Origin of the sequence: Phaeospirillum tilakii (genome assembly GCF_042683125.1) — a bacterium.
Taxonomy (GTDB): Bacteria; Pseudomonadota; Alphaproteobacteria; order Rhodospirillales; family Magnetospirillaceae; genus Phaeospirillum; species Phaeospirillum tilakii.
The window spans coordinates 1-8,946 of record NZ_JBHUIY010000067.1; the positions used below are offsets into that span (position 1 = coordinate 1).

Sequence of the window (8,946 nt, forward strand, 5' to 3'; positions counted from 1 at the left end):
CGCCCCGCCCGACTCGGCCAGAACCTTGGTGATCGCCGCAGTCAACGAGGTCTTGCCATGGTCGACGTGACCGATGGTGCCGATGTTGCAATGCGGCTTATTGCGCTCGAATTTCGCCTTAGCCATTGTTAACTCCGTCCTCGAATACCGTGATTAGCCAGCCATCTTGGCGCGAATTTCGTCCGACACGTTCTGCGGCACTTCGGCGTAGTGATCGAAATGCATCGAGTACTGCGCCCGGCCCTGCGACATCGACCGCAGGGTGTTGACGTAGCCGAACATGTTGGCGAGCGGCACCATCGCGGTGACGACGCGGGCGTTGCCGCGCTGATCCATGCCGTTGACCTGACCGCGGCGGCTGTTGAGATCGCCGATCACGTCGCCCATGTAATCCTCGGGGGTGACGACCTCGACCCGCATCATCGGCTCGAGCAGCTTCGGACCCGCCTTGGCGATGCCTTCACGGAAGGCGGCACGCGAGGCGATTTCGAACGCCAGCACCGACGAGTCGACGTCGTGGTAGGCACCGTCGATCAGGGTGGCCTTGAAGTCGATCAGCGGGAAGCCGGCGATCACGCCATTGTCCATCGCCGAACGGATACCCTTTTCGACGCCGGGGACGTATTCCTTCGGCACCGACCCGCCGACCACCTTGTTGGTGAAGACGAAGCCTTCGCCCTTCTCGGACGGCTCGAAGCGGATCTTGACGCGGGCGAACTGGCCCGAACCACCGGTCTGCTTCTTGTGGGTGTAATCGACCTCGTAGGCCTTCGAGATGGTCTCGCGGTAGGCCACCTGCGGGGCGCCGACGTTGGCTTCGACCTTGAACTCGCGCTTCATGCGATCGACGATGATTTCGAGATGGAGTTCGCCCATCCCCTTGATCACCGTCTGGCCGCTCTCGGCGTCGGAGGCAACGCGGAACGAGGGATCCTCGGCGGCGAGACGCGCCAGGGCGATGCCCATCTTTTCCTGGTCGGCCTTCGACTTCGGCTCGACCGCGACCTCGATCACCGGCTCGGGGAACTCCATCCGCTCGAGCACCACCAGCGCCGACGGGGTCGGATCGCACAGGGTGTCACCGGTGGTGGTGTCCTTGAGGCCGGCGAAGGCAACGATGTCACCGGCGCGGGCTTCCTTGATCTCCTCACGCGAATTGGCGTGCATCAGCAGCATGCGGCCGACGCGCTCGCGCTTGTCCTTGACCGTGTTCTGGATGTAGGAGCCGGATTCGACCACGCCCGAATAGATGCGGACGAAGGTCAGCGAGCCGACGAACGGATCGTTCATGATCTTGAAGGCGAGGCCGGCAAACGACTCGTCATCGGTCGAATGCTTGGCGATCTCGTCCTCGGTGCCGTACTTGACACCCTTGATCGCCGGGATGTCGTTGGGCGCCGGCAGGTAATCGATCACCGCGTCGAGCAGGGGCTGCACGCCCTTGTTCTTGAACGCCGAGCCACACAGCACCGGCACGAAGGTGCGCGAGATGGTGCCCTTGCGGATGCAGGCCTTCAGGGTCTCGAACGACGGTTCCTCGCCGTTGAGGTAGGCTTCCATCGCCGCGTCGTCCATCTCGACCGCGGTCTCGATCAACTGGGCGCGGTATTCGGCGGCCTTGTCGGCCAGCTCGGCCGGGATCGGCGCGTCGAAGAACTCGGCGCCGAGGCTCTCGTCCTTCCACAGCACCGCGACGTTGCGGACCAGATCGACCACGCCGGCATAGTTCGACTCTTCGCCGATCGGCAGGTGCAGCACCAACGGCCGCGCGCCGAGGCGATCGACGATCATCTCGACGCAGCGGTAGAAGTTGGCACCGATGCGGTCCATCTTGTTGACGAAGCAGATGCGGGGCACGCCGTACTTGTCGGCCTGCCGCCACACCGTCTCGGACTGCGGCTCGACGCCGGCCACCGAGTCGAACACCGTCACCGCACCGTCAAGGACGCGCAGCGACCGCTCGACTTCGATGGTGAAGTCGACGTGGCCGGGGGTGTCGATGATGTTGATGCGGTGATCGCGCCAGAACGCGGTGGTCGCGGCCGAGGTAATGGTGATGCCGCGTTCCTGCTCCTGCTCCATCCAGTCCATGGTGGCGGTGCCTTCGTGCACTTCGCCGATCTTATAGGACTTGCCGGTGTAGTAGAGGATGCGTTCGGTGGTGGTGGTCTTACCGGCATCAATGTGGGCCATGATGCCGATATTACGGTATCGCTCGATGGGCGTCGTACGGGCCATGATTTCCTACTCGCGCGTCCGGTTTACCAACGATAGTGCGAGAAGGCCTTGTTGGCCTCCGCCATGCGGTGGGTGTCTTCCCGCTTCTTGACCGCGGCGCCACGATTGTTGGCGGCGTCGAGCAGCTCGCCGGACAGACGGTCGACCATCGTCGTCTCCGACCGCTTGCGCGAATATTCGATCAGCCAGCGGATCGCCAGCGCCTGACGGCGGTCGGCCCGAACCTCGACCGGCACCTGATAGGTGGCGCCGCCGACGCGGCGCGAGCGGACTTCGAGGGCCGGCTTGACGTTGTTGAGCGCCTCATGAAACACCTTGAGCGGCTCCTGGCCGCTCTTGGCCTGGATCTTGTCGAGGGCGCCATAGACGATGGCTTCGGCGGCGGACTTCTTGCCGTCGAGCATCAGGCAGTTCATGAACTTGGCAACCACGAAATCGCCGAACTTGGCGTCGGGATTGATCTCGCGCTTTTCGGCGGCGTGACGACGGGACATCTGTGACGGACTCCTTACTTCGGACGCTTCGCGCCGTACTTCGAGCGGCGCTGACGGCGGTCCTTGACACCCTGGGTATCCAGCGTGCCGCGAATGATGTGGTAGCGGACACCCGGCAAGTCCTTGACGCGGCCGCCGCGGATCATCACCACCGAGTGTTCCTGCAGATTGTGGCCCTCACCCGGGATGTAGCTGGTCACCTCGAAGCCGTTGGTCAGCCGCACGCGGGCGACCTTACGCAACGCCGAGTTCGGCTTCTTCGGGGTGGTGGTGTAAACACGGGTGCAGACGCCGCGCTTCTGCGGGCAGGCTTCGAGCGCCGGCACCTTGTTGCGATCCTTCACAGGGGTACGCGGCAGGCGGATCAGCTGGTTAATCGTAGGCATACGCTCTTCTTCCTCTCGAACGAATGAGCCAACCACAACCGAAGGTCACCGGTGCTGCGGGCCACCGGGCCTTTTCGGGTTGGGCTCGCCGACCCGTCCGGCGTGACATCGTTGTTTCGCTAATCGGCGGACGACGGTGCATGGCCCGTCGCCTGCCACCGGTCCCCCGGGAGGCCCGCATCCTATTTATCCCTCCCGGCCCCGTCAAGAGAAACTCGTGCGCCGCCCGGTCCGCCGGACGGCGCGCGCCCTCAACAGGCCGGCTTGGTATCGCGCGTGCGCAGGAACTGAAAGAATTCAACCCCTTCGCGCAGACGCCGCTTCATCATGTCCCAGTCCTGCACCATCTCCAGCACGATCTCGGCGATCTTGCTCGGACGGAAATAGAACCCTTTGTAGAATCCGGCCACCGCCTGGAAGATCTCTTCCGACGACAGATGCGGGTAATGCAGCGCGGCCATCTGCCAGCCATCCTGGCGGACCAGCCCGTCTTCCTGCTTGAACCAGCCGTTCTCGATCGCCTGACGGTACAGCTCGGTGCCGGGATAGGGGGCGGCCATCGACACCTGGAGGGTGCGCGGATTGACCTCCTTGGCGAAGGCCAGGGTCTGGGCGATGGTCTCGCGGGTCTCGCCCGGCAGGCCGAGGATGAAGGTGCCGTGGACGACGATGCCGAGCTCGTGGCAGTCCTTCGAGAACTGCCGCACGGTGTCGAGCCGCAGCCCCTTGCGGACGTTGTTGAGGATCTCCTGCACCCCGGACTCGTAGCCGACCAGCAGCAGGCGCAGGCCGTTGGCCTTCAGCACCTCGAGGGTCTTGCGCGGGATGTTGGCCTTGGCGTTGCACGACCACGGAATGCCGAGCTTGCCGATCCCGCGCGCGATCTCCTCGACCCGTTCGAGGTCGTCGGTGAAGGTGTCGTCGTCGAAGAAGAATTCCTTGACCTCGGGGAACATCGCCCGGGCCTCGGTCACTTCCTGGATCACGCTGGCCGCGCTACGGGCGCGGTAGGACCGGCCGCCGATGGTCTGCGGCCACAGGCAGAAGGTGCATTTCGACCGGCAGCCCCGCCCGGTATAGAACGACATGTAGGGGTGCTTGAGGTAGCCGATGAAATAATTCTCGATCTTGCAGTCGCGGCGATAGATCGGGGTCACGAACGGCAGCGCGTCCATGTCGGTGATCAGGGCGCGGTCGGGGGTGGCGACCACCGCCCCGTCCGGGCCACGGGTGGTCAGGCCGTCGATCGCGGTCAGCGGCTTGGTGCCCTCGGCGACCTCCAGGATGGTGTAGTCGAACTCGTTGCGGGCGACGAAATCGATCGCGTCCGAGGCCTTCAGCGATTCCTCCGGCACGGTGGCGACGTGGGCGCCGACCATGCCGATCATCAGCTTGGGGTTGGCCGCCTTGAACGCCTCGGCCACCTTGACCTCGGAGGCGTAGGTGGCGGCGCTGGCATAGATCACCAGCAGCTCGTACTGCGAAGCGAGCGGCAGGATGTCGCCCAGGCTCTGATCGTGGGCCGGCGCGTCGATCAGCTTCGAGCCCGGCACCAGCGCGGCGAGCTGGCCAAGCCAGGTCGGAAACCAGAACGACCGCACCTCGCGCTTGGCCTGATAGCGGGCACCGGCGCCGCCGTCGAACCCTTCGAGCGAGGGCGGATTGAGGAACAAGGTCTTCTTCATCGGGTCAATCCCTAGGCTCAAGAGTCCCATCGCGGCGCACCACGAAACGGCGGCCACGCCATAGCACAGTCCGCCCCGCCGATGCGACAGCATAGACGGCGAAGGACAGAATTTCCCGCAGAGCGAGATCGCCCAGCCCGCAGCGCGGCAGGCCGAGCGCCGTTTCCTCGACCCGCACCGCCGCCAGCCGCACCCCGGCGGCCAGCGCCAGCAGCGCCAGCGCCGGCGCGGCCCCGCCCGACAGCACGACCCCGAGCAGGGCCAGCGCCACCGGCTGGGTCACCACCGAGGCCAGCGCGCCCGGGCGGTCGATCGCGGCGATGGTGCGGGCCCAGCGCAGTTCATGGTCGAACAAGGCGCGCCAGCCCGGCTCGGTCACCAGGATCTCGACCGGGCGGGCCGACAAGGCGATGCGCAGTCCCTGGGCGCGGGCGATCGCGCCGAGCGCCCAATCGTCGGCCAGCAGGTCGGCCAGCGCGGCCAAACCGCCGCCCTGTTCCAGCACCGCGCGGCGGATGGCGATGGTGGCGCCGAAGCAGCCGTCGGCGCGGCCGAGGGCGCGCGCCACCAGCGCCGAGGGCAGAAAACCGTGATTGATCCCGAGCGCGGCCACCCGGCTGGCGCGGCCGGCGCCGGGATGGGCGACATAGAGGCTGGTCACCGCCCCCACGGCCGGATCGGCCAGCGGGGCGACCAGATCGTCGAGATAGGCCGCGTCGGTCCGCACGTCGGCGTCGGCCACCACCACCACCTCGTGGCGGACCTGCGGCCACATCGACAGCAGGTTGGCGACCTTGCGGTTGCGGGCCGGGCCGGTCGGGCCGGTCGCCACCGCGATTTCGGCCCCAAGCGGGGGCGGCGGCAGCGCCCGCACCACCGCCAGCGCCGGATCGGCCGGGTCATCGACCCCGAACACCACCTGGAACGCCGGGTAATCCTGGGCCAGGGTCGAGGCCAGGGCGCGGTCGAGCCCCGGCTCGTCGCCGCACAGCGGCTTCATCACGCTGACCGGCGGCCGCGCCGTCGGGCGCGGACGCGGGGCGGCGGCGAAGCGGCGCACCTGCCACGCGGCGGCGGCCTGATACAGGCAGCCGGCAAGGACCAGCAGGGCGAGCAGGCCGAACAGCACCGCGCCCATGCCTAGTTGGTCGCCTGGGCCGCGGTCTGGGCGTCGAGGGTGTCGATCAGGCCGTCGAGCCCCTTGGCGCGATAGATCGACAGGAACTCGGAGCGGCGCATCGCCACCTGGCTGACCGTGCCCTGGAAGAACACATCGACCACGCGCCAACGGCCCTGCTCCTCGCGCAGCAGGTAATCGATCGCGATCGGCTCGCCGTCCTTGGGGACGATCCGGGTCGGCACCACCACCGCGCCCTGGGTCGAGGGCCGGGCCGCCTCGACCTCGAACCGCTCGCCGTTCCACGAATCGAACTGGGCGGCATAGTTGGCGACCGAGAAACGGGTATAGGCCTCGGCCAGCCGGCCGGCCTCGTCGGGCGACAGCTTGGTCGCGGCGACGCCGAGGGTGGCCCGGGTCATCGCCGCCATGTCGTAGGTGGCGACCACCGCCGGACGCAGCTTGTCGACCCGTCCCTTGAAATTGAGTTTGGAGCCGGCCTTCATCGTCTCGAGCAGGTGATCGTTGAAGGTGCTGATCACCGCCTCGGCCTCGCCCGCCGCACGCGCCGGGGCCGACAGGCCCGCGATCAGGACGAAGGCGAGCCCGAGCGCGGCGAGAAGTCGCGACGTCATGCAAAACCTCATTGAACCAATGTCAGGCGCGAGGCCATAGCACATCCCGGGGCCGAAACGCCATCGACATCACCGCCGGGGCTGGCATGCCCCGACCCCGCCGCAGATAGAGATGTGGGCTCTGCCCACGCCCGCCAAGGGCCATAAGGCCCTTGGAACCCTTTCCCTTGCCGCCTCGGTGCCCGACCATCGACGGGATCCAAGGGCCCCCGGCCCTTGGCGGGCGTGGGCAGCGCCCACATCTTTCTCTCCGGCGGTCGCCCGGTTCGATGATTGAAACCGGCGACGGCCGGCCTGTATGATCCGCCGCCCGCCCGGGATCCGGGCGGCCGTCGCAACAATTCGAGTTTCCGCCGTGGCCGTTCCGCTCAAACAGACCCTGCGCATCGGCGCCTACGTCGTGCGCCAGCATCTCTCCGGCGCCCGCCGCTATCCGCTGGTGCTGATGATGGAGCCGCTGCTGCGCTGCAACCTCGCCTGTGCCGGCTGTGGCAAGATCGATTATCCCGACGATGTGCTGAACGCCCGCCTGTCGGTCAAGGACGCGCTTGATTCGGTCGATCAGTGTCCGGCGCCGGTGGTGGTGCTGGCCGGCGGCGAGCCGCTGCTGCATCGCGAGATCGACCGCATCGTCCGTGGCACCCTGGCGCGCGGCAAGTTCGTCTATCTCTGCACCAACGCCCTGCTGCTGGAAAAGAAGCTCGATTTGTTCGAGCCCAATCCGGCCTTCACCTTCACCGTCCATCTCGACGGCGACCGCGACGACCATGACCGCGCGGTGTCGCGCGCCGGCACCTTCGATCAGGCGGTGTCGGCGATCCGCGCCGCCCGGGCCCGGGGCTTCCGGGTCAACATCAACTGCACCCTGTTCAACACCGCCGACCCCGAACGGGTGGCGGCGTTCTTCGACTTCGCCCACCAGGCCGGGGTCGAGGGCATCACCCTGTCGCCCGGCTATGCCTACGAGCGCGCCCCCGACGGCCAGCATTTCCTCACCCGCCGCGCCACCAAGGACCTGTTCCGCGCCCTGTTCCAGCGCGGGCGCGGCCGGGGGTGGAAGTTCACCCAATCCTCGCTGTTCCTCGATTTCCTCTGCGGCAACCAGACCTATGCCTGCACGCCGTGGGGTAATCCGACCCGCACCGTGTTCGGCTGGCAGCGCCCCTGCTACCTGCTGGGCGAGGGCTATGCCCGCACCTATCAGGAGCTGATGGACGAGACGGATTGGGACTCCTACGGCACCGGCCGCTACGAGAAGTGCGCCGATTGCATGGTCCACAGCGGCTACGAGGCGACGGCGGTGACCGACACCCTCGACCATCCGCTGAAGGCGGCCCGGGTCGCCCTGTTCGGACCGCGCACCTCGGGACCGTTCGCCCCCGACCTGCCGCTCGACGGCCAGCGCCCGGCGGTGGACCGCTATGACGAGGTGCTGGCCGAGGGCCGTGCCGCCCTCGCCGCCGCCGCCGAACAGGCGGAATGACCAGCGGGCGCCGCCCGGGATCGCCCCGGGCGGCGCCGCCCTTTCTCAGCCCCGGCCGGGCAGCATCCGGCGCAGGGTGTCGTCCTTCTGGACGAAATGATGCCGCAGCGCGGCGCCGACATGGGCCAGCAGCGCCAGCGCCAGCAGCCAGCCGAGCATCTGATGCTCGAACGCGAACAATTCGTGCAGCGCCTCGTCGGGCTGGACCAGCAGCGGGACATGGAAGCCGAACAGGGTGACGGCGTGGCCGCCGCTTTCGGCCATCAGCACCCCGACCAGCGGCAGGGCCAGCATCAGGCCATACAGCACGGCATGAACCAGCGCCGCCCCCATCCGCTCGAACGGGGTGGCGGTCGGCAGGGCGCGGGGCGGACGGCGCAGCCGGCGCCACACCAGCCGGGCCAGGGCCAGCACGAAGATCAGCCCCCCCAGGGTGGTGTGCAGGCCGATCAGCTCGCTGCGCTCCGGCCCGCGCGGCAGGGCGCCGATCACATGCCCCATCGCCCACAGACCGAGGATGATCAGCGCCATCCCCCAATGGAAACTCATCGCCACCGCGTCATAGCGGGCGGCAGGTTGGCTGGACATCCGCGAAAAACCTCCGGTTGACGAAAAACCGGGGCGAAGTTAGTGCAGCCCCGGCGCCGAGAAAACAGGAAAACGCCGGGGAGACCACAGGTCGCCGCCTGTTGACTTTGCCGCGCCTTCGCCTACCCTCGGGAACAGGGCATGGAACGGCGACACCATCGGGGAGGGGCCTGGCGATGCAGGGAATGCGAACCGGCCTCGGCGCCGCGATCCTGGTGCTGGCGCTGGCCGGCTGTTCCGAATCCTTCCGCAACCTGCCGCCGCCGCGCGGCGCATGGCCGGCCCCGCCGCCGCCGGCCGCCGCGCCCGCCGCCGCCGCC

Annotated in this window: 9 protein-coding genes; 1 reads left to right on the forward strand and 8 read right to left on the reverse strand. The window is 67.7% G+C overall.

Going from position 1 to position 8,946, the window contains the following annotated elements; all coding sequences use genetic code 11:
• The 7 genes from ACFSNB_RS18085 to ACFSNB_RS18115 all read right to left on the reverse strand — a co-directional run.
• Positions 1 to 126, reverse strand: a 126-nt coding sequence (locus ACFSNB_RS18085) for a GTP-binding protein (protein WP_247871749.1), incomplete at its 3' end; no start/stop codon positions are given.
• Positions 127 to 153: 27 nt separating this feature from the next.
• Positions 154 to 2,238 carry an elongation factor G gene (gene fusA / locus ACFSNB_RS18090; RefSeq protein WP_377319132.1) on the reverse strand — a complete coding sequence of 695 codons (2,085 nt, stop codon included), beginning with the start codon at positions 2,236 to 2,238 and terminating at the stop codon, positions 154 to 156.
• Between the two features lie 23 nt (positions 2,239 to 2,261).
• Positions 2,262 to 2,732, reverse strand: a complete 471-nt coding sequence (gene rpsG, locus ACFSNB_RS18095) for a 30S ribosomal protein S7 (RefSeq protein ID WP_377319134.1) — start codon at positions 2,730 to 2,732, stop codon at positions 2,262 to 2,264.
• Between the two features lie 14 nt (positions 2,733 to 2,746).
• Positions 2,747 to 3,118 carry a 30S ribosomal protein S12 gene (rpsL, locus tag ACFSNB_RS18100; RefSeq protein ID WP_377319136.1) on the reverse strand — a complete coding sequence of 124 codons (372 nt, stop codon included), beginning with the start codon at positions 3,116 to 3,118 and terminating at the stop codon, positions 2,747 to 2,749.
• A gap of 251 nt (positions 3,119 to 3,369) precedes the next feature.
• Positions 3,370 to 4,803, reverse strand: coding sequence for a hopanoid biosynthesis associated radical SAM protein HpnJ (hpnJ, locus tag ACFSNB_RS18105; protein WP_377319138.1), 1,434 nt, complete (start codon positions 4,801 to 4,803; stop codon positions 3,370 to 3,372).
• A gap of 4 nt (positions 4,804 to 4,807) precedes the next feature.
• Positions 4,808 to 5,941, reverse strand: coding sequence for a bacteriohopanetetrol glucosamine biosynthesis glycosyltransferase HpnI (gene hpnI / locus ACFSNB_RS18110; RefSeq protein ID WP_377319140.1), 1,134 nt, complete (start codon positions 5,939 to 5,941; stop codon positions 4,808 to 4,810).
• Positions 5,942 to 5,943: 2 nt separating this feature from the next.
• On the reverse strand, positions 5,944 to 6,555 hold the full coding sequence (locus tag ACFSNB_RS18115; protein ID WP_377319142.1) for an ABC transporter substrate-binding protein: 612 nt from the start codon (positions 6,553 to 6,555) through the stop codon (positions 5,944 to 5,946).
• A 355-nt stretch (positions 6,556 to 6,910) separates the two neighbouring features.
• Here ACFSNB_RS18115 and hpnH point away from each other — a divergent pair, with 355 nt between their 5' ends.
• Positions 6,911 to 8,038, forward strand: a complete 1,128-nt coding sequence (hpnH, locus tag ACFSNB_RS18120) for an adenosyl-hopene transferase HpnH (protein WP_377319144.1) — start codon at positions 6,911 to 6,913, stop codon at positions 8,036 to 8,038.
• A gap of 45 nt (positions 8,039 to 8,083) precedes the next feature.
• On the opposite strand, the gene ACFSNB_RS18125 is transcribed toward hpnH, so the two are convergent.
• Positions 8,084 to 8,626 (reverse strand): cytochrome b, encoded by a 543-nt coding sequence (locus ACFSNB_RS18125; RefSeq protein ID WP_377319146.1) that lies wholly within the window; start codon positions 8,624 to 8,626, stop codon positions 8,084 to 8,086.
• Positions 8,627 to 8,946: the final 320 nt, after the last annotated feature.